The 17175-nt window shown below is 53.4% G+C and carries 20 protein-coding genes; 11 read left to right on the forward strand and 9 right to left on the reverse strand.

Annotated elements, in window-relative coordinates; genetic code table 11:
- Position 1 precedes the first annotated feature (1 nt).
- From LGT44_RS18470 to LGT44_RS18485, 4 genes are all read right to left on the reverse strand, one after another.
- The gene (locus LGT44_RS18470; protein ID WP_230331920.1) at positions 2-1078 is read right to left on the reverse strand and encodes an efflux RND transporter periplasmic adaptor subunit; all 1077 of its coding nucleotides are present in this window, start codon (positions 1076-1078) and stop codon (positions 2-4) included.
- Positions 1079-1291: 213 nt separating this feature from the next.
- Positions 1292-1996: a TIGR01621 family pseudouridine synthase gene (locus LGT44_RS18475; RefSeq protein WP_230331921.1), complete on the reverse strand. Its 705-nt coding sequence runs from the start codon at positions 1994-1996 to the stop codon at positions 1292-1294.
- Positions 1996-2148, reverse strand: coding sequence for a cell developmental protein SirA (locus tag LGT44_RS18480; RefSeq protein ID WP_145469021.1), 153 nt, complete (start codon positions 2146-2148; stop codon positions 1996-1998). Before LGT44_RS18480 ends, LGT44_RS18475 begins: the two co-directional genes overlap by 1 nt.
- An 11-nt stretch (positions 2149-2159) precedes the next feature.
- Positions 2160-2720: a hypothetical protein gene (locus tag LGT44_RS18485; protein ID WP_230331922.1), complete on the reverse strand. Its 561-nt coding sequence runs from the start codon at positions 2718-2720 to the stop codon at positions 2160-2162.
- Between the two features lie 174 nt (positions 2721-2894).
- Here LGT44_RS18485 and LGT44_RS18490 point away from each other — a divergent pair, with 174 nt between their 5' ends.
- Both LGT44_RS18490 and LGT44_RS18495 read left to right on the forward strand, forming a co-directional pair.
- Positions 2895-3296 carry a hypothetical protein gene (locus LGT44_RS18490; protein WP_145469019.1) on the forward strand — a complete coding sequence of 134 codons (402 nt, stop codon included), beginning with the start codon at positions 2895-2897 and terminating at the stop codon, positions 3294-3296.
- A gap of 39 nt (positions 3297-3335) precedes the next feature.
- Positions 3336-3605, forward strand: coding sequence for a YkgJ family cysteine cluster protein (locus LGT44_RS18495; protein WP_225691881.1), 270 nt, complete (start codon positions 3336-3338; stop codon positions 3603-3605).
- 92 nt (positions 3606-3697) lie between these two features.
- Here the strand turns inward: LGT44_RS18495 and LGT44_RS18500 are convergent, their stop codons facing one another.
- A complete protein-coding gene (locus LGT44_RS18500; RefSeq protein WP_145469018.1) occupies positions 3698-5308 on the reverse strand; it encodes a methyl-accepting chemotaxis protein in 1611 nt (536 codons plus the stop codon).
- A 94-nt stretch (positions 5309-5402) separates the two neighbouring features.
- Between LGT44_RS18500 and LGT44_RS18505 the strand changes: the two genes are divergently transcribed.
- Positions 5403-5714 carry a Nif3-like dinuclear metal center hexameric protein gene (locus LGT44_RS18505; RefSeq protein WP_230331923.1) on the forward strand — a complete coding sequence of 104 codons (312 nt, stop codon included), beginning with the start codon at positions 5403-5405 and terminating at the stop codon, positions 5712-5714.
- 23 nt (positions 5715-5737) lie between these two features.
- Here LGT44_RS18505 and LGT44_RS18510 read toward each other — a convergent pair whose 3' ends face one another.
- Both LGT44_RS18510 and LGT44_RS18515 read right to left on the reverse strand, forming a co-directional pair.
- Positions 5738-6289, reverse strand: a complete 552-nt coding sequence (locus LGT44_RS18510) for an NUDIX hydrolase (protein ID WP_230331924.1) — start codon at positions 6287-6289, stop codon at positions 5738-5740.
- 75 nt (positions 6290-6364) lie between these two features.
- Entirely contained in the window at positions 6365-6715 is a 351-nt protein-coding gene (locus LGT44_RS18515; protein ID WP_230331925.1) for a DUF3135 domain-containing protein, read from the reverse strand.
- Positions 6716-7049: 334 nt separating this feature from the next.
- On the opposite strand from LGT44_RS18515, the gene LGT44_RS18520 reads away from it, so the two are divergent.
- From LGT44_RS18520 to purT, 4 genes are read left to right on the forward strand one after another with little or no spacing between them, the layout of a single operon-like run.
- On the forward strand, positions 7050-7622 hold the full coding sequence (locus LGT44_RS18520; RefSeq protein ID WP_145469014.1) for a CoA pyrophosphatase: 573 nt from the start codon (positions 7050-7052) through the stop codon (positions 7620-7622).
- Positions 7623-7632: 10 nt separating this feature from the next.
- A complete protein-coding gene (locus tag LGT44_RS18525; RefSeq protein WP_225691884.1) occupies positions 7633-8157 on the forward strand; it encodes a gamma carbonic anhydrase family protein in 525 nt (174 codons plus the stop codon).
- A complete protein-coding gene (locus tag LGT44_RS18530) occupies positions 8154-8351 on the forward strand; it encodes a DUF1289 domain-containing protein (protein WP_145469012.1) in 198 nt (65 codons plus the stop codon). Before LGT44_RS18525 ends, LGT44_RS18530 begins: the two co-directional genes overlap by 4 nt.
- Positions 8352-8385: 34 nt before the next feature.
- A complete protein-coding gene (gene purT, locus LGT44_RS18535; protein ID WP_225691885.1) occupies positions 8386-9582 on the forward strand; it encodes a formate-dependent phosphoribosylglycinamide formyltransferase in 1197 nt (398 codons plus the stop codon).
- Here the strand turns inward: purT and LGT44_RS18540 are convergent.
- Positions 9545-11161, reverse strand: coding sequence for a sensor domain-containing diguanylate cyclase (locus tag LGT44_RS18540; RefSeq protein ID WP_230331926.1), 1617 nt, complete (start codon positions 11159-11161; stop codon positions 9545-9547). The two genes, purT and LGT44_RS18540, sit on opposite strands and share 38 nt — an antisense overlap.
- Positions 11162-11421: 260 nt before the next feature.
- Here LGT44_RS18540 and LGT44_RS18545 point away from each other — a divergent pair, with 260 nt between their 5' ends.
- Complete coding sequence (locus LGT44_RS18545; protein ID WP_230331927.1) at positions 11422-11868, forward strand: MerR family transcriptional regulator; 447 nt, start codon at positions 11422-11424, stop codon at positions 11866-11868.
- Between the two features lie 289 nt (positions 11869-12157).
- The gene (locus LGT44_RS18550) at positions 12158-13234 is read left to right on the forward strand and encodes a permease (protein WP_230331928.1); all 1077 of its coding nucleotides are present in this window, start codon (positions 12158-12160) and stop codon (positions 13232-13234) included.
- Positions 13235-13307: 73 nt separating this feature from the next.
- Here the strand turns inward: LGT44_RS18550 and LGT44_RS18555 are convergent, their stop codons facing one another.
- Complete coding sequence (locus LGT44_RS18555) at positions 13308-13949, reverse strand: class I SAM-dependent methyltransferase (RefSeq protein ID WP_225691889.1); 642 nt, start codon at positions 13947-13949, stop codon at positions 13308-13310.
- A 139-nt stretch (positions 13950-14088) separates the two neighbouring features.
- On the opposite strand from LGT44_RS18555, the gene LGT44_RS18560 reads away from it, so the two are divergent.
- Both LGT44_RS18560 and metE read left to right on the forward strand, forming a co-directional pair.
- A complete protein-coding gene (locus LGT44_RS18560) occupies positions 14089-14718 on the forward strand; it encodes a DUF3833 domain-containing protein (RefSeq protein ID WP_230331929.1) in 630 nt (209 codons plus the stop codon).
- A 115-nt stretch (positions 14719-14833) separates the two neighbouring features.
- Positions 14834-17122, forward strand: coding sequence for a 5-methyltetrahydropteroyltriglutamate--homocysteine S-methyltransferase (gene metE / locus LGT44_RS18565; RefSeq protein ID WP_230331930.1), 2289 nt, complete (start codon positions 14834-14836; stop codon positions 17120-17122).
- Positions 17123-17175: the final 53 nt, after the last annotated feature.

A 17175-nucleotide genomic window follows, 5' to 3' on the forward strand; every position in this document is an offset into this window, starting at 1 on the left:
ATTATTCTCCCTGTGAACCGATTGCGGCCAGCTGGGCCAGTGCATCGCTGACGATTTCATCACCGGCGCTGAGACCGGACAGAATTTCTACCATGCCGTTATGACGGTTGCCGGCGCGAACCTGACGCAGCTCCGGCTGACCGTTATCCAGCACATAGACGGAGGTCAGCTCTGAGCGCTGCAGCAGGGCGCTGGCCGGAATCAGCAGGGCGTTACGCTCGCCGGTCTGTACGCGAATGATGCTCCACTGGCCGGGATAGAGTGCGCGACCGCTGGCATCGAGACTGTTGGCTGGCAGATTGGCGCGCAGACGCACGCTGTGATGGGTGGCATCGGCGTAAGGGAACAGCACAACGCTGTCTGGGTTGATGCTGTGTTCGCCCACGCGCACCTGAATCTGGGCGGCTTCCTGATACTGGCTGGCGATACGTTGCGGAGCGTCGGCAACGGCACGGAGTTGTTCGAGTGATACGCCGGTCATCAGCGGTTGCCCCGGGCTGACCAGCTCGCCTACTTCCACATAACGGGTTTTAACCAGACCGGCGTAAGGCGCTTTTACCTGGGTATAAGCCAGCTGCTCTTCGGCTTGTTTCAGCGCTGCGGCGGCCGCTTTGACCGCAGCGGCGGCGCTTTTGGCGCGGGCATTACTGCTGTCGAATTCACCCTGTGACAGCGTGCCCTGTTTGAACAGACGCCTGTTGCGGGTCAGCAGTACCTGAGCGTCTTCGTTCTGGGCTTTGGCCTGGGCCAGGTTAGCGCGTGCCTGTTCCAGCTGAGCCTGTTGCTGGGTATCAACGATTTCCAGCAGCAGAGCACCTTGCTCTACGCGGTCGTTGACATCGTAGTGTACGGCTTTGATGGCACCGCTGGTCTGAGCTGAGATCGTGCTTTCGTGCACGGCTTCCAGTGTGGCTTCCAGATCAAAGTACACCGGCACGGTGGTGGCCTGCAGAATCTGGCTGTTGGTGGCGCTGGTCTGATCGGCGGCTTGCGTGGCTGCCGCGAATACAGGCAGGGCCAGCAGAGCCAGGCTCAGGCTGCGCAGCAGACGACGGGACGAAGGCTGTGTGGTCGGCATGAAAAATTCCTCTCTGAATTCAGCGTCAGATCAATCGGTATGGACTGGCGATTGGTTCGGGTTAATATCAATATTACTACATTAGAATATACTAATATAATAATTGCAACCGTCCGGATGACGCTTTAACTGTGCACAGTATAGGGAGTGTTCGCAGGTGCTGCGGATTGTCCGCTGATAATGCAGCGGGGTTATGACAAAGAAGGGAAAATACTACAGAAGTTGCCAGGGGGTCAGCCAGTTGTCGGGCAGAGCTGCCCAGTCGCCATGCTGTGGTAAACAGGTCAGCACTATATCCTGCGGGTCAGCGCCGCTGACTTCATCGCGGAAGCAGAGCATAAAGGCATGCAGATAGGTGCGGTCGGCGCTCTCGCCGCCATAGCGGTCGTCGCCGTCAATGGCGGCACCGAGACTCTTCAGGGCAACCCGCAGCTGGTGGGTGCGGCCGGTCAGGGGCTTGAGCAGAAACAGCCGCTTCTGCTGTTGCTCATCATAGTGGCTGATAAAACGGGTAATGGCAGGGTTGTGGCTGCTGCGCTGTAACAGCCAGCTGCCATTACGGCCTTTGCTCATATCACCTTTAATCCAGCCCTGTTTCTTTTTCGGTTTTTGCGCGCTCTGCGCCAAATAGTATTTCTGGATTTTATGCTCAGCGAACAGGGCACTGAGGCGGGCGGCAGCGGTGGCGTTTTTTGCCAGCAGAATAATGCCGGAGGTGACTTTATCGAGACGGTGAACCGGCCATAACGGGCAGGCAAACTGCTGTTCGGCCAGCACCACCAGACCCGCTTCGCCGTCTTCACTGTGCATGCCAATGCCGGCAGGTTTGTGGATGGCGAGCCAGTCTTCGGTCTGGTCAATAACAGAAAATGGCTGTGAGTCGGGTGGCGTAATGGCGGGAGGAAAGGTATCCGGCACTAGCGGTTTTCCTGCTCCATGATTTCCAGCAGACGACGAACCAGAGCTTCAAACAGTTGTGCCTGTTCGTTGTTGCTGTCGGCGCTGAGGCTGTACATCAGGCGTTCGATTTCGGCGCGTGACATATAGCGTACGGTAACCGGGGTGGTCATTTCTGAATTCCTTAAAAGCGATAACTGAGCAGCAGATTATGGGTCCAGACGTCACCTTTGCTGGCGCTGGCCTGAAGATTTTCGCTGTTGTAATCCTTGGGATCACGCAGGGTGGCGGCCAGGTCGAGGATGATGGCATCAAACTGAGCGCCCACACCAAACTGCCATCCCCAGCCGTTAAACACGCGGTAATGATCGCCGGCAGTACGCTGAACCAGCATTTTTTCATAGTGCCAGGCTGGCCCTGTGTAGATACGCAAGCCGGGTTCGGCCAGCCCCCAGCCCCACATCAGCTGGGTTTCACCGCCCTGTAATTGGATGTCATCCTCACCATTAAGGCGGTAAAGAATAAAGCGCGAGGCGGCATGGTTGCTTTGTGGAAATTCGGCGAACAGGCTGAATCCCTGTTGCTCGCCGTTGGGCAGATAAGAAGGGGCATTACCTATATCGGCCTGAAAGAGCCCGGTGCCCACACGGAAATTGGTTGGTTCGCTGTTATCGGCGGCCAGTATCGGCGCTGAGCAAAAAGCAAGCGCTGAGATCAGCAGAGAAGCGCGCAGAGTGCTTTGCATCGGGTCGTCCTTAGTCATTTTCTGAGCTTATCAAACGTGTTGTTACGCTGCTGATAAGGCGGATATTCAGGCTGGCGCCAAGGCTATCCCAGCCTTTTGGGGATGGCAAGCCGGACGGCCTTCAGGCGCTCTGCAACGGTCTATACTGATACTCTTTATAATTAGAGAGTGTGTATGCTGATGCTGTTTTTACGCCCGTTATTGCCGGTGTTATCTGCGAGTCTGTTTCTGGCGCTGATGGCTATTCCTGCGGCATGGGCTGGTGATGATCAGAACCTGCTGGCTTATCCGGTACAGGATGCCCGCGATAGCTTTCGCACGGGGCAATATGAATTTGTCGGAATTCAGCTGGCAGATGGCGTAGAATTGCCCGGTTTGAAAGATGCGGAAGCCGATAAGGTGCGGCGGGAGTATCGTATCCGGCCATTGAATAAGCGTTGGGAAACCTTTGCCAATGTCGAAGATGACCCGGCAAAACTGGCGCGGCTGCGCCAATATGCTCTGCGCTTTAATCTGACTATGTGGCGTTTAATGCAGAAAAAAGAACTGCAGGACGCAACCCGCTACCGTTACTGAGGTGAATGGCCTCATATCATTGTGTTGTATGAGGTGTTTGTGGATTGCCGACTCGGTTGTGGTGCCTGTTGCATTGCGCCCTCTATCTCTTCTCCTATTCCCGGTATGCCCGGCGGTAAAGCCGCCGGTGAGCGCTGCGTACAGCTGGATGAACGCAATCTGTGTCTGCTTTTTGGTGATCCGCGCCGGCCTGCGGTATGTGGCGATTTTAAAGCCGATGAGGAAGTGTGCGGTACGGACAATCAGACAGCGCTGGATAATCTGACCCTGCTGGAAGATTCGACGGCGATTATTGTCCGTTCGCACTGACCGTATTTGCACTCATAAAAAGAAACAAAAAAGCAGCCATTGGCTGCTTTTTTGTTTCTGGCGTTGTTATTTTCTGGAGACATCTGCCCGGGTCAGAGGCGGAATTTCTTCACCAGAGTGCTGAGGTGGTTGGCCATGTTCACCAGACGCTTGGCAATATCGGTGGTCTGCTCGGCGCTCTGTGAGGTGTTGAGGGAATGGCTGCTGATACTTTCAATACCCTGACTCACATTACGTCCGACCTCGACCTGCATGTGCATACGTTTCAGCGTTTCGTCGTTCAGGCTGCTCATACGGTCAACGTGCTCGGTCATGCTGTGCAGGGCTTTGGCCGCCTCGTTTACCCGCTCCATGCCTTCTTCGGCAATGCTCTGTGCATTGTGCATGGAATCGACCGCATGACGTGCTTCTGATTGTAGTTGCTCGATCATACTTTCAATTTCCTGGGTCGACTCGTGTGTGCGCTGCGACAGGGTGCGTACCTCATCGGCGACCACGGCAAAGCCGCGGCCGGATTCCCCGGCCCGGGCAGCTTCGATGGCTGCGTTCAGCGCCAGCAGGTTGGTTTGCTCGGCAATGCCTTTAATAACACCCAATACGCCGCCAACATTATTGCTGCGCTGATCAAGCGATGCGATTACCTCTGCGGTTGATTGAATCGCGGTATTCATGTTGCTGATACTGGCCGATGCCTGATCGGTTTTAATCACGCCGTTACGGGCGACAACCTTGGCCTCGGCAGAAGCCTGACTGCTTTGTTCCGCGTTGGCCATCACCAGCTGGATACTTTCGTGCAGCTCTTCAATGGCATGCTGAATCTGTGTGGTTTCCGCTTTTTGTGACTGGGCGGCCTGTAGTGACTGGCTGGACGACACGTTGATATTTTTCGCCGCGTCCTCAAGTTCGCCGGAAGAACTGACCACCTGGCGCAGCGAGTCAGAGAAGCGCTCAATCATTTTATTGAGGGCCATTGCTGTGCGGCCGATTTCGTCAGCACTGTCGACTTTTACCAGTTGCGTCAGATCGGATTTGCGTTCCATCTGATCCAGTGTGCGGTGCATACGGCGCACCGGCGAAATAATGACTTTGCGCAGCAGCAGGGAAAGAATAATCAACGCGGCAATAAACATGGCTGCCTGAATCAGTCCCATCTTGAGCATGTTGTTGAAAATATGGCCATCAAGTTCGTCCAGCGAGTAGCTGATACGGATGGCACCAAGGACATCACCTTCTTTGGCCTGATGGCAGCCGAGGCAATTGGTGCCGCGGTAATCCTCATGGGCCAGAACCGGGGTGAGAAAGGTCAGGGTGTGGCCGTCTTTGCTGTCGTTTTCAATAAGAATTTCCTCGCCGGCCAGTGCCCGCCGGTCGAGTTCATCAAGGGGATACTCGTGATCAAGCCCCTTACCATACAGTGCATCAATTTTCGGGCTGCGCAGCATCCGCGCTTCGACAATATTGTTGTCGGACAGCAGCTTGGTGCGTACCAATTCGCGGTTTGATATCGCGCCGGATATCATCAGCATATTCATGGTATCGAGATAGCCTGAAGCTTTATCCCGCAGTTGGGCATGAACCATATCTGAGCTCATTTTACGCTCAGCGGATACTGCAACACTGATAACAACAATGAGGACCAGCAAAAAGATACTGCCTAAAGCAAAGTAAACTTTATGCTGAATGGACTGGCTATTACCCTTCATGAAATTTCCTTAGTAGATGGCGGCATGACGGACGTTATATTCAAGCCTAGACCATTACTGGCAACTGACTAAATTATCGAGAGGAAGAAAAATAATGTACAAACTGGTGTTTTATGTGCCTGCGCCGGATCTTGAAAAGGTGAAGGACGCTGTCTTTTCTGCCGGTGCAGGAAAAATAGGTGAATATCAGGAATGCTGCTGGCAGGTTGCAGGCATCGGTCAGTTCCGCCCATCAGCGGCGGCCAATCCTTTTATCGGGCAGGCCGGTCAGCTGGAGCAGGTCGAGGAATACCGTGTGGAAATGGTCTGTGCGGATGAGTTGATCGCCGCCGCCGTTCAGGCTCTGAAAGTGGCGCACCCATACGAAGAGCCAGCATACGATGTATGGCAGCTGGCGCCCTTATAAATCCGGTTGCTGCAATCCCTTCACTACAACCCCTTCGTCAGAGCCTGTGATATATCGATATCAAATACGTGGGTTGCCTGCTGAGCTGACGGGTTGGCGAAATAGCGTTTTAACGTCTTGCTGACGGTAGGAAAGGCCAGCTCTTTCCAGGGGATGTCGTCTTCATGAAACAGGGCTACCTCCAGGCTTTCATCGCCCGCAGCAAATTCTGCTTTTTCCAGTTCGGCAAGAAAGAATATATGTACCTGATCAATATGCGGCACCGTGATCATGCTGAACAGGGATTGCAGCTGTACGACCGCGCGGGCTTCTTCCCAGGTTTCACGTAAAGCGGCCTGCTCGGTGCTTTCGCCGTTTTCCATAAAGCCCGCTGGCAGGGTCCAGAAACCACGGCGTGGTTCGATGGCGCGGCGGCAGAGCAGTATCTGCCCTTTATGAACCGGCAGCGTACCGGCCACTATGCGTGGATTCTGGTAAAAAACGGCGTTGCAGGCGGGGCAGACAAACCGTGGGCGGTTATCGCCGTCAGGGATGATAAAGGTAAGTTCACTGGCGCAATGGCTGCAGTATTTCATGGGATGTCCGGCCGCTGAATAAAAACTAGGGCCTGCTTAGTTAATGTTAACAGACCCTGGCCGAGTATAACTGACTCAGGAACTGGCCCGGAACGGAAAAGGGATAACATTGGCAACACCAGCGTTATTAGCTGTGTTGCGGCTGAGAAGTGCATCTGCGTTGCTGTCATCACTGAAATTCAGACTCTCGACCATGCAGTGCAGACGCTCGTGCATCATACGTGACATGCGCAGGCAGGCCGATAATGGATTACTGGCACGCTGGCGTTCCATATCAATCTGAAATTGCAGGCCGCGCAGACGGCGGCGGAAATCTTCACCTGCGCTGTTAATGGTCTGCTCGATCAGTTGCTGACGCAACGCTTCCAGAGCTTCCGGATTGTGATTGGCCAGTTGTTTCAGTTCATCAAAGGGCGGCAGTTGCACAACAGGCACTCCGTGCAGGTTTTTGTTTGCATTTCTCTGGTTTTAGTCTACCGAATTACAAGATGTGACAGAATCCTTTTGTCCGTCTGAAGAAGCCGGCTAAATGACTGAATTAATTAATAAAAATGCTCAGGATAGATAACGTTCTATGGCTTAAATCGTTTAAAAACAGAGTGTTAAGTAAACGATCTGAGAGTGGTTGTGATGATCCTCCTGTGAGGATTCATACAATAGTCGGAGCTTTTAATGACTAAAAAATATAAAAAATCCCTTATTTGTAACGTAAGCCAGAGCAGTACTGGCTCGCTTTTCATCCAGACATTACAATGACGTTATGAATTCATCTCCGCTCTTCGACTATCTGCAGCTGCGTCTGCAGCAACATCAGCCACGAAAAGTGCAGCAACCCGATCTGGCTGAAGCTGGTGTTTTGGTTGCCCTCACGGACGAAGAGCAGCCGCAGGTGGTGTTAACCCGCCGGGCCGTGCATTTATCGACCCATCAGGGAGAAGTTGCCTTTCCTGGCGGCAAGCGTGACCCGGAAGATCAGAACATTATTATTACGGCACTGCGTGAGGCTGAAGAGGAAGTGGCACTGGCACGCAACCGTGTCAGGGTTCTGGGGGAGCTGGATCAGGTGGTATCACGCTTCGGCTATCTGGTAACGCCGGTGTTAGGGCTTATTCCACCGGAAGAACCGCTGATTGCCAATCCGGGTGAACTGGATGCGGTATTTAAAGTTCCGTTAAGTCATTTTCAGTTGCCGCCCAGCCGTTATTTTGAGCGCGGTCAGATCCGCATTCCCAGTTACGATTTCAATGGCTTCCACATCTGGGGGCTGACCGCCATGATGATTGCGGAGATGATGAATCATCTCTGGGATTGCGATATTCCGTACAAGGTATAGGAAGAACTCTATGTTTTATCAGCTGGGCGAGCGTCGTCCGACCCGTGGACAGGATGTGTTTGTTGCCGACGGCGCCAGAGTGATCGGCAGTGTTGTTCTGGGCGACAACAGCAGCATCTGGTTTGGTGTGGTTATCCGCGGTGATAACGATCTGATCACCATTGGTGAGCATTCCAATGTGCAGGATAACGCGGTGCTGCATACCGACTCAGGTATCCCGCTGACGCTGGGTAAGGGCGTGACTGTGGGTCATAATGCCATGCTGCACGGCTGTACGGTTGGCGATTATTCGCTGATCGGTATTAATGCGGTGGTGCTGAACGGCGCGAAAATCGGCAAGCACTGCATTATTGGTGCGAATGCGCTTGTGCCGGAAAATATGGAAATTCCCGATGGTTCTCTGGTCGTAGGGTCGCCTGCGGTGATTAAGCGCCAGCTGAACGAGATGCAATGCAAAATGCTGGAAGGCAGTGCCGCGCACTACGTGCACAATGCCAAACGCTACCGCGAACAACTGCAGGAGATTGAACTGTGACGACTCCGGTCCGCTCCCCGTGCGTGAGTATCTGTGCGCTGGATGAAAATGATGTCTGTGTCGGCTGTTACCGCAGCGGCGAAGAAATCAGCCGCTGGGGACGCTACAGTGATGACGAGCGCCGGGCTGTACTGCAAAAAGTGGCAGCGCGCGAGCAGGATGCGATGAATTTTACCCCCGTAAAGGCCGACTGACCGGCCACTTCTTTTCTTTCTGATGGACAACACCATGACAACACTGGGAACCCCTTTTTCTCCGACAGCCACCCGGGTGCTGCTGTGCGGTGCCGGCGAGCTGGGCAAAGAAGTTGTAATTGAACTGCAGCGTTTGGGCTGTGAAGTGATTGCCGCTGACCGCTATGCGAATGCACCGGCGATGCAGGTGGCTGATCGCAGCCATGTTGTGAATATGCTCGATGGCGCAGCGCTGCGTGCGGTCATCGAACAGGAAAAACCGCATCTGGTGGTGCCTGAAATCGAAGCCATTGCTACCGCAACGCTGGCCGAGCTGGAGCAGGAAGGTGTGCGGATTATCCCGACCGCCCGCGCCACCCAGCTGACCATGAACCGCGAAGGCATCCGTCGTCTGGCGGCGGAAACGCTCAAGGTTCCGACCTCAAGTTATCAGTTTGCCGATAACGAAGAGGATTTCCTGAAAGCGGCAGAAGCCATTGGTTTGCCGTGTCTGGTGAAGCCGATCATGAGTTCCTCCGGCAAAGGACAGAGCTTTGTGCGTGAGCAAAGTGAGCTGGCCCGCGCCTGGGCTTATGCGCAGGAAGGCGGCCGCGCCGGCAAGGGCAAAGTGATTGTTGAAGGTTTTGTCGACTTTGATTTTGAAATCACGCTGCTGACCATTCGCCATAAAGACAGCAACGGCAATACGGTGACCAGTTTCTGTGAGCCTATTGGCCATCGCCAGGAAGACGGTGATTATCAGGAATCCTGGCAGCCGCAGGCGATGACGGAAGCCGCACTGGCGAAAGCGCAGCATATTGCCAAAGTGGTGACCGATGATCTGGGCGGACTGGGGCTGTTTGGCGTTGAGCTGTTCGTCAAAGGCGATGAGGTGATTTTCAGTGAAGTGTCACCACGCCCGCATGATACCGGGCTGGTTACACTCATTTCACAGGATTTATCCGAATTTGCCCTGCATGCGCGGGCGATTCTGGGTCTGCCGATTCCGAATATTCAGCAGCATGGTCCATCGGCATCCTCGGTGCTGCTGGTGGCGGGTGAATCCACCACGATGCAGTATTCCGGTCTGGATAAGGCGCTGGCTGAAATTCATACCCAGCTGCGTTTATTCGGTAAGCCTGAGGTATCCGGTAAGCGCCGTTTAGGCGTGGCGCTGGCCCGTGATGAAAGTATTCAGGCGGCGAAAGATAAGGCTAATCGGGTGATTGCTGCCATACAGGTGACTCTGTAAAAGGCATCTCCGGGGTAATAATCTGCAGCATATTGCAGTTACGCCCGGAAGCTTTGGCCTCGTAGAGAGCGGCGTCTGCCGCTCTTAACCATTCTTCTTTTGACATATTTTCCAGCCACGGGCCGGATTCCCGGATCCATGCAATACCAAAACTGATGGTCAGTTGTTTGCTGACCGATGAGTGTTCATGGCGGATATTCAATTCGCGGATGCTCTCGCGGATTCTGTGGCGTACCGCATCCAGATTGTTGGCATCATCAATATATAAAATCAGCGCAAACTCTTCGCCGCCAAAGCGCGAGGTAATTTCATCGGTACGTTTGGCACAGCCTTTTAACGCCTGGGCAACGCGGTGCAGCGCATCATCACCCACCTGATGACCATAGTGGTCGTTAAAGCGTTTGAAATAATCAATATCCACCAGAATTAAGGCCGCGGACTGTTTATGTCGTTTCAGGCGTTTCCAGGTGGATTCCAATGCGTCATCGAAGGCACGGCGATTGGGAATGTTGGTCAGCCGATCTGTATTGGACAGCTGTTCAAGACGCGCCTGTTGCTGGCGGGCGGTATATACCAGCTGGTTGTAGGTATCGCGCAGCTGGCGTAACTCACGGATGCGGAGTGGTGTGGTGAACAGCACCGGACGCAGCATGCCGTCTTTATTATTTAACTCCAGCAAATCGGTTGCTTTACGGATTGGAGTAATCAGTAAATGAACCAGAAGAATAAAAATAATGCCCGGAATCAGCGCAATCAGCAGAAAGGCTGTGATGACATTGGAACTGAGGAATTGCGGCAGTTCCTGCTGATGATGAATGCGGAAACAGTACACCGGCTGTTGCTCCGGTGACATCAGGCAGCGGTCATGAAATGTCTGTGCGTCCTCGGGGCTGGTGAGCAGGTCGACGGCATTCTGCGATATGTCTGTCCGCATCAGCGGAATGCGGGTAATCCGTTTCCAGACAGATAATATGTCGTCATCGAGCAACTGGAAAAAAATAAGCCAGCCTTGCCTTGGCCCTGAATTATCGGAGTGCATTACCGGGCTGATGGCTAACAGATACGGTGATTCATCAATGCTCTGAAACAGCGTTGTTGGCTGGTCATTCAGATGTTCAACGCCACCCTGCTGCAACCAGTAAAGCAGACGTGTGCTGTTGCTGGTTACAAGCGATGACTCACTGTTGTATTCAAGATTAAAGACAGGCTCACGCTGATTATTGAGCAGCAGGGCACCGGACAGCTTCAGTGATTCGAAGGTGGTGTCAGTAAAATTAGTGGCGATGTATTCTCTATAAGGTTCCTGAACGTAATGCCAGGTATCGTCCCAGTTGGCATAGTCGGAGACAAAGGTTGCCAGGGTTTCTTTCTTCAGTTCCAGCACACTGTTGAGGCTGAACATTTCGTTCTTCTGCGTTTCCAGTGCCGTGTTCAGTTCGGCCGGATAAAACCACAGCCAGCGCACCAACAGTAACCCGGCGAATAGCAGGGCAATAAAAATGATCGAAAGAAAAAGAAACAGCTGACGGATAGAAAACATAAGGTCTCTGTCTGGTTGTCCGGCCGGGTGCTGTGGCATGGACAGTCTCATTTAGGTCTGTTACGAACCCTCAGTGCGGTTGGCCGACTATGCAGATGGTTTCGTCACTGACTTTAAAAGCATAGCCGAAGCGGCGCGATAAAATGCGTAACCTGCGGTTTTTTCAGGCCGTTTTCTGATCTGTATCCGGCTATGGGATGACAATTTACGGAAAACGGCTGAAAACACCACTTGACCTGTGAGTTACTCAAAGGTTTAAGCTGCGCTAATACTGAAGTATGTTCGGGCAGGAGAAGACTATGCGGGTACTGGAACTCGCCAGACGCGAGCAGGTAAATGCCAATACCATCCGCCATTATGTGCGGATTGGATTGCTGAAACCTGGCAAAGACGACAGTGGTTATCATCACTTCACCGCGGCGGAGCACAAACGTCTGCGGTTTATTCTGCAGGCGCGGGATCTGGGCTTCACTCTGGAAGATATCCAGACCATGCTGCAGGCGGCAGAACAGGGGGAGTCGCCTTGTCCTACAGTACGTCAGCTGATCGAACCCCGGTTGTCAGAGGCCAGGGCCCGTCTGGCGGCAATGCAGGCACTGGTAGAACGGATGGAACGGGCGGTTGAGCAGTGGGCAGAGCAACCTGATTGTGTCCCCTGTGGAGAACATATTTGTCATTTGATAGAAGGTGCCGATGTGCACCTGAGTGAACGTTGTGGAAGTCGGGGAGAGTCTCAGCATGACTGATACGGAACGAAAGAGCTGCTGCGGCAGTGATAAAGAATCAAAGCAAGCTGAGCAGGGCTCATGCTGCGCTACTGAAACGAAAGAAACTGAAACGAAAGCAACTGAGAGTTCGTGTTGCGGCAGTGCGAAAACATCGGCAGAGCCAGTGTCATGTTGTGCCTCGGAAGTAAATAGCAGCGAAAGCTCATGTTGCGGCAGTGCGAAAACATCAGCATCGGTAAAGCCGGCCTCATGTTGTGCGGCTGAAGAGAAAGTCGCTGAGAGTTCGTGTTGCGGCAGCACGTCCGCAGTGGCAGCTTCCTGTGGTACCGAAAGCGGTGAGTCAGGCGGTTGCTGTCCGCCGGCAGAAAAAGGCCGCATCGATTGGATCTTATGGGGCTGCGGCAGTTTTGTGGTGCTGGGCTATATCGGTTTTTTATTGTTGGGCCATCAGCCTGACAGCAGTCTGCCCTGGCTGGGCGTGATGCTGCATACCTCGTATGAAATGGTTAACGCCATGTGGTGGGGTATTCTGACCGCCTCGTTCTTTGTTGGCTTGCTGGGGCGTATTCCGCGTGAGCTGGTGATGTCGGTTTTGGGGAGGGGCGGCAGTAAGCGGGGATTATTCCGCGCGACGCTGGCCGGCTTGCTGCTCGACCTGTGTAACCACGGCATTTTAATGGTGGCGATGAAGCTGTATGAACGTGGCGCCAGTATCGGTCAGGTGATGGCTTTCCTGATTGCGAGTCCATGGAATTCTTTAACGCTGACGTTAATTCTGATTGGACTGATAGGCCTTAAATGGACGTTGTTATTTATTGCCGCCTCTCTGCTGATTGCCTGGATCAGCGGCTGGATTTTTGATCGACTGGTTGAGCGCGGTACCTTGCCGGTCAATCCGAATCAGGGCGAATTTCAGCAGGTGGCTTTTATGCCGACGCTGAAAAGTACCTGGAAAGCTCACGACTGGTCAGTACCGTCGCTGTTAAAGATGTTCTGGCAGGGCTTTAAAGAATCCAAAATGGTGTTGCGCTGGGTATTCTTTGGTGTGGTGTTAATTGCACTGGTGCGTGCCTTTGTGCCGGAAGACAGCTTCGGCATCTGGTTTGGTGCCAGCTTTACCGGATTGTTAATGACGCTGCTGGCCACGACCATTATTGAAGTCTGCTCCGAAGGCTCCAGTCCGATTGCCGCCGATTTATTTAACCGCGCGGCGGCGCCGGGCAATGCCTTTACCTTCCTGATGGCCGGAGCCGCTACCGATTACACTGAAATTATGGCGCTGCAAAACACCACCAGAAGCTGGAAAATTGCGCTGTTTTTACCGCTGATTACCGTGCCGCAGGTACTGCTGATTGGCTGGCTGATGAATACCTCCGGGGTGTAATTGTTCTGCCGTAAATAAAAAACGCCGCGCTGACCTGGTTAGTGCGGCGTTTTTTATGCCTGGCTGCTGGTGCTTACAGTTTGCTGAAATCCAGAATCATCAACCGTCCTTCAAAACGGTTCGGCTCAAGGGCAAACCAATGCTCGTAGGTAAAGGCCGCAGGCCAGAGTTTTTCGCAACGATTGGTTAATTCATCGAAGGTTGAACGCCCCGGATCGGCCAGAATAATCTGTTTAACGCCGGCTTTTTTTGCGCGTTTAAACAGGCGCAGTAAATCGCTGACCATTTCATCCCAGAAGCAGATATCGGCACCGATAATACAATCGAATTTCGCCAGATTCTGACCTTTCATATCGTTAAAGGATGCGTGTAACGGACGCACTTTGGCATCGTTTGCGGCAGCCACCATATCCAGATACGGAAATACGCTGTCATCGACATCCAGACCGGTCACTTTGGCCTGTTGCTGGCTGGCGCAATAGACCGCCGCCGGCCCCCAGCCACAGCCAAGCTCCAGTACCCGGGTGTTTTTCGCCAGCGGGTTGCTGCTCAGCCAGTCCATCAAAAGAAAACTGGACGACCAGGTTTTATGGCCGTGGACGCTTGGCTTAGCCACTTTTTTCAGTTTGCGGACCAAAGGGTGTTTCGCGGTAAAAAGGTAAATGCCATAGGCATACTGCATATGATCTTCGGCGAAGATTTCGAGGCGGGGCATGATAGAAAGCGCTTTGACAGACTATGTTGAGCGCCAGTCTACTGGGTTTTTTATCAGCCGCAACAGAATTGAGCTATTGCTACCAATGCTTCTTTGTATAATTCTGTACAGTAATTTGTATAGGTTTTCAGGAGGATTTATGAATTTATCCGAGTCCAGACCCGTTGTCGTTTCCCGCGGACTGTTTCCCGCCGCTCTGCTGCTGGCAGCCAGTGCTCTGTTAACAGGCTGTGCCGGCGTGCAGGTCGATGAGTACGCCGGGCGTGCTCCGCTGCTTGATCCGCGCACCTTTTTTGACGGCACTATCTGTGCCGACGGGGTGGTGCGTGACCGCTCTGGTAAACAGATCCGCCAGTTTAATGCCCGTATTCTTGCCAGCTGGGAAGATCAGGGCAGTGGTTCTGAAACCGGCACTCTTGATGAAGTTTTTTACTTTTATGATGAACCCGGTGCGGCCGCCGTCGAGGAAACCCGCGTCTGGACGCTGACGCCCAATGGCACCGGCGGTTATCACGCCAGCGCCACGGATGTGCCGCAGCCGACCACCATGAAGCATGCCGGTAACAGCATTCAGATGGCCTACACCCTACGTTATGGCAAGCCCGGCGATACTCTCGACCTGGATATGGACGACTGGATGTTTCAGGTCGCCGACGGCGTGGTGATTAACGAAACCCGCATGAGCAAATGGGGGATTCATGTCGGCCAGGTGCTGCTGGTGATGCGTAAAGTGCCGGACGGATATCAGTGTTTGAGCGCGCGCGACTGAGACACTGATGAGTTTATCTATTAAATAAATTCAACTTTGTATTAGAAATCATCGTTTTATCTCATGATTGAATTTGGCCAGAATGTGAAAATCATTCAATCATTGAGATATAACGATGACACTTTTTCATACTCTTGGCTTTCCGCGCGTCGGTCAGCAACGTGAACTCAAATGGGCGCTGGAATCGTTCTGGGCCGGTAACAGCACACAGCAGGAACTGCTGGATGTGGCACATACCCAGCGTCTGGCCAACTGGCAACGTCAGCTGCAGGCGGGCGCCGATTTTATTACCGCAGGTGACTTTGCCCTTTACGACCATGTGCTCAATACCAGCTATCTGTTTGGCCACCTGCCCGAGCGCGCGCGCCATGGCGACGATGCGCTGAACCAGCTGTTTCTGGCGGCCCGTGGCCGTACCCCTTGTGGCTGTACCAGCCATGCCAGCGAAATGACCAAATGGTTCGATACCAACTATCACTATCTGGTGCCTGAATGCCGGGCAGAGGATGAATTCCGCCTGCAGCCGGAATTACTGCTGGAAGAAATCCGTGCCGCGCGGGCGGTGTATCCGAAAGTAAAAGCCGTGGTACTGGGGCCGCTGAGTTATCTGTATCTGGGCAAAAGTCTGGACAACAGCAATCGCCTGAGTTTGCTGCCTAAATTACTGCCGCTGTATTCCGAATTATTTGCCCTGTTAAAAGCCGAAGGCATCGACTGGCTGCAACTGGATGAGCCGATTTTAGCCCTCGATTTACCGTCGGACTGGGCGCAGGCGTTTGAACCGGCGTATCACACCCTGCGTAATAATGGCCTGAATCTGCTGCTGACTACCTATTTCAATGGTCTGGAAGACAACCTCAGCCTGGCGCTGAATCTGCCGGTACAGGGTGTGCATCTGGATCTGGTCAGTGCACCGGAACAGCTGACACCGGCGCTTGATCGTATCGGGCCTTATAAAGTGTTGTCGGTCGGCGTTATTGATGGGCGCAATATCTGGCGTTCCGATTTAAATGCGATCCGTGAATCTTTGCTGGAAGCCAAGCAGCAACTGGGCGAACGTTTATGGCTGGGCACTTCCTGTTCATTGTTGCATGTGCCCTATGACGCTGCCGGTGAACATCAGCTGCCGGATGGCGTTGGCCAGTGGCTGGCGTTTGCTCAGCAAAAACTGGAAGAGGGCGTATTGCTGCGCAATGCATTAAATAACAGCGACGTGCTCAGCTCTGCCGCCTGGCAGGCGCAGGCCGATGCCATTCAGGCGCGCCGTACCTCAACCGCGGTGCATAAAGCCGCGGTAAAACAACGGGCCGCCGATGCTGCAGCGTTCGACTGGCAGCGCGATTTACCTTTTAACGAGCGCGCGGCATTACAGCAGGAATTACTGCAATTACCGCTGTTCCCGACTACCACTATTGGTTCTTTTCCGCAGACCAGTGGAATCCGCCAGTTACGTCGTCGTTTTAAACAGGGTGAGCTGACACTGGCGGAATATGAAGATGGTTTAAAAGCCGAAATCGTCCATGCCATCCGGGTACAGGAACAGATTGGTCTGGATGTTCTGGTGCACGGCGAAGCCGAACGCAACGACATGGTGGAATATTTCGGCGAGCAGTTGGAGGGCATTGCAGTATCAGCCAATGGCTGGGTGCAGAGTTATGGTTCGCGTTGCGTTAAACCGCCGATTATTTATGGCGATATTGAACGTCCGCAGCCAATGACCGTGCGCTGGAGCGAATTTGCCCAGAGCCAGACCGATAAGCGCATGAAAGGCATGCTCACCGGTCCGGTCACTATTTTAAAATGGGCGTTTGTGCGTGATGACCAGCCCTGGTCGGCGACGGCGTATCAGCTGGCGGCGGTGTTGCGTGACGAAGTACAGGATCTGGAACGTGCCGGTATCCGTATTATTCAGGTGGATGAACCGGCGCTGCGTGAGGGCCTGCCACTGCGTAAAGCAGCGCATAAACAATACCTGCAATGGGCGGTGAACAGTTTTCGTTTCAGTGTGACCGGTGTGGCCGCAGCCACCCAGATTCATACCCATATGTGTTATGCCGACTTTGACGATATTCTGCCGGCTATTCAGGGCATGGATGCCGATGTCATTACGCTGGAAACCGCGCGCTCGGCCAGTAAATTACTCGCAACCCTTAAAAGCTCGCCGTACAACAATGGCATTGGCCCGGGGGTTTACGATATTCACAGCCCGAATATTCCGGCCACTGACGCGATGCTGACTATTCTGCGTGACTCGCTTGATGTTGTTGCTGCGGAAAATCTCTGGGTGAACCCGGACTGCGGCCTGAAAACCCGCCGCTGGGAAGAAGTGATTCCGGCGCTGGAAGCCATGGTGGCTGTTGCCGTGCAGTTACGTACTGAGGTTAAGGTAACCGAGCAGGCCTGAATAAACAGGCTGGCCTGAGCCGGTTAAAGGCCAAAAAAATCAGACGCTTTGGG

Origin of the sequence: Thalassolituus alkanivorans, assembly GCF_020447205.1 — a bacterium.
GTDB lineage: Bacteria > Pseudomonadota > Gammaproteobacteria > Pseudomonadales > Oceanobacteraceae > Venatoribacter > Venatoribacter alkanivorans.

Excerpts from the sequence above, each read along its gene's own strand:
- LGT44_RS18555 (WP_225691889.1), bottom strand. The coding sequence starts at position 13,949 with ATGCCCCGCCTCGAAATCTTCGCCGAAGATCATATGCAGTATGCCTAT.
- LGT44_RS18500 (WP_145469018.1), bottom strand. The coding sequence starts at position 5,308 with ATGAAGGGTAATAGCCAGTCCATTCAGCATAAAGTTTACTTTGCTTTA.
- LGT44_RS18520 (WP_145469014.1), top strand. The coding sequence starts at position 7,050 with ATGAATTCATCTCCGCTCTTCGACTATCTGCAGCTGCGTCTGCAGCAA.
- metE (WP_230331930.1), top strand. The coding sequence starts at position 14,834 with ATGACACTTTTTCATACTCTTGGCTTTCCGCGCGTCGGTCAGCAACGT.
- LGT44_RS18505 (WP_230331923.1), top strand. The coding sequence starts at position 5,403 with ATGTACAAACTGGTGTTTTATGTGCCTGCGCCGGATCTTGAAAAGGTG.
- LGT44_RS18525 (WP_225691884.1), top strand. The coding sequence starts at position 7,633 with ATGTTTTATCAGCTGGGCGAGCGTCGTCCGACCCGTGGACAGGATGTG.
- LGT44_RS18485 (WP_230331922.1), bottom strand. The coding sequence starts at position 2,720 with ATGCAAAGCACTCTGCGCGCTTCTCTGCTGATCTCAGCGCTTGCTTTT.
- purT (WP_225691885.1), top strand. The coding sequence starts at position 8,386 with ATGACAACACTGGGAACCCCTTTTTCTCCGACAGCCACCCGGGTGCTG.
- LGT44_RS18510 (WP_230331924.1), bottom strand. The coding sequence starts at position 6,289 with ATGAAATACTGCAGCCATTGCGCCAGTGAACTTACCTTTATCATCCCT.
- LGT44_RS18545 (WP_230331927.1), top strand. The coding sequence starts at position 11,422 with ATGCGGGTACTGGAACTCGCCAGACGCGAGCAGGTAAATGCCAATACC.
- LGT44_RS18540 (WP_230331926.1), bottom strand. The coding sequence starts at position 11,161 with ATGCCACAGCACCCGGCCGGACAACCAGACAGAGACCTTATGTTTTCT.
- LGT44_RS18470 (WP_230331920.1), bottom strand. The coding sequence starts at position 1,078 with ATGCCGACCACACAGCCTTCGTCCCGTCGTCTGCTGCGCAGCCTGAGC.
- LGT44_RS18560 (WP_230331929.1), top strand. The coding sequence starts at position 14,089 with ATGAATTTATCCGAGTCCAGACCCGTTGTCGTTTCCCGCGGACTGTTT.
- LGT44_RS18480 (WP_145469021.1), bottom strand. The coding sequence starts at position 2,148 with ATGACCACCCCGGTTACCGTACGCTATATGTCACGCGCCGAAATCGAA.
- LGT44_RS18490 (WP_145469019.1), top strand. The coding sequence starts at position 2,895 with ATGCTGATGCTGTTTTTACGCCCGTTATTGCCGGTGTTATCTGCGAGT.